Below are 1121 nucleotides of genomic sequence, written 5' to 3' on the forward strand. Positions count from 1 at the left end.
TCGCCGCGGTCGAGGAAGATGCCGCGGCACTCGCCGCACTGGTCGATGACGACACCGCTGCGCTCGTACTGGCGCATGTCTCCGTGACATTTGGGGCAGGTGAGCTGCATGGCACCGACGGTACCGGGTGGGCTCACGCGGTGGTGGCGAGCGCCTCGGTGACCTCGTCGTCGGAGACCTCGTGGAAGTCGTCGTAGTACGCGCCGACCGCACCGAAGTCCGGCGGCAGCTGGGCGGCGACCACCTGGTCCGCCTCGGGGGCCAGCAGGTCGTACGCCTGCTCGGCGCCGACCGGGACGGCGACGATCACCCGGGCGGCGCCGAGGCGCCGGGCCACCTGCACTGCGGCGCGGGCGGTGGCGCCGGTGGCGAGGCCGTCGTCGACGACGATCGCGGTCCGACCGTGCAGGTCCAGCGGGGGCCGGCCGGCCCGGTAGCGGCTCTCCCGGCGGTCCAGTTCGGCCTGTTCCCGCCGTCGCACCTGGTCCCGGTCGCGGTCGCTGAGCCGGCCGGCGACCATCTCGTTGAGCACCTGCACGCCACCGGGGCCGAGCGCGCCGAAGGCCACCTCGGGTGCCCAGGGCATGCCGAGCTTGCGGACCACCAGCACGTCCAACGGTGCGCCGAGCCGCTCGGCGACCTGCCGGGCCACCGGTACGCCGCCCCGGACCAGCCCGAGGACGACGAGGTCGGAGTGCCCGGCGAGGTCGGCGAGCCGGTCGGCCAGCACCTGGCCAGCCTCGGTCCGGTCGCGGTACGTGGTCATGTCTCAGGTCTACGCCCTGGCGGTGCGCCGCGTCCGGAACTTGCCGGAAGCCGGTCAGCCGAGGGGCGGGTGGGCCGGCCGTTCGGTGCGCGCCAGCGCCGGTGCCCAGACCAGCAGGGCGAGCGGATAGAGCAGGTAGCCGAACCGGGTCGAGGGCATCAGCAGGATTGCGGCGAGGAGGCCGTACCCGCAGATCAGCGCGGTGGTCGCGGCGGTGCGGGGTGGTCGGCGCAGGAGCCGGACGGCGATCGCCACGCCGGCCGCGACGAGCAGCGCGGCGGCGACCACCCGGCCGGCGGGCAGCGCCGTGGCGATCAGGTGGCCGGGGAACGGGGACTGCGCCGGGCTGGTCACC

Annotated in this window: 2 protein-coding genes and 1 pseudogene; all 3 read right to left on the reverse strand. The window is 75.2% G+C overall.

Translation table 11 applies throughout. The features are described 5' to 3' along the window. Nucleotides 1–110 (reverse strand): zf-TFIIB domain-containing protein (locus MRQ36_RS32965; RefSeq protein WP_242801743.1); only part of this gene is annotated, 110 nt, incomplete at its 3' end. Between the two features lie 23 nt (nucleotides 111–133). After that, nucleotides 134–766: a phosphoribosyltransferase gene (locus MRQ36_RS32970; protein WP_242795252.1), complete on the reverse strand. Its 633-nt coding sequence runs from the start codon at nucleotides 764–766 to the stop codon at nucleotides 134–136. A 54-nt stretch (nucleotides 767–820) separates the two neighbouring features. Next, nucleotides 821–1121: pseudogene (locus MRQ36_RS32975) on the reverse strand (hypothetical protein); the annotation flags it as partial.

It is taken from the genome of Micromonospora sp. R77, from assembly GCF_022747945.1.
Lineage (GTDB): Bacteria > Actinomycetota > Actinomycetes > Mycobacteriales > Micromonosporaceae > Micromonospora.

Bases quoted from the DNA above. Each gene is read 5' to 3' on its own strand.
- MRQ36_RS32970 (WP_242795252.1), bottom strand. From the start codon at position 766: ATGACCACGTACCGCGACCGGACCGAGGCTGGCCAGGTGCTGGCCGAC.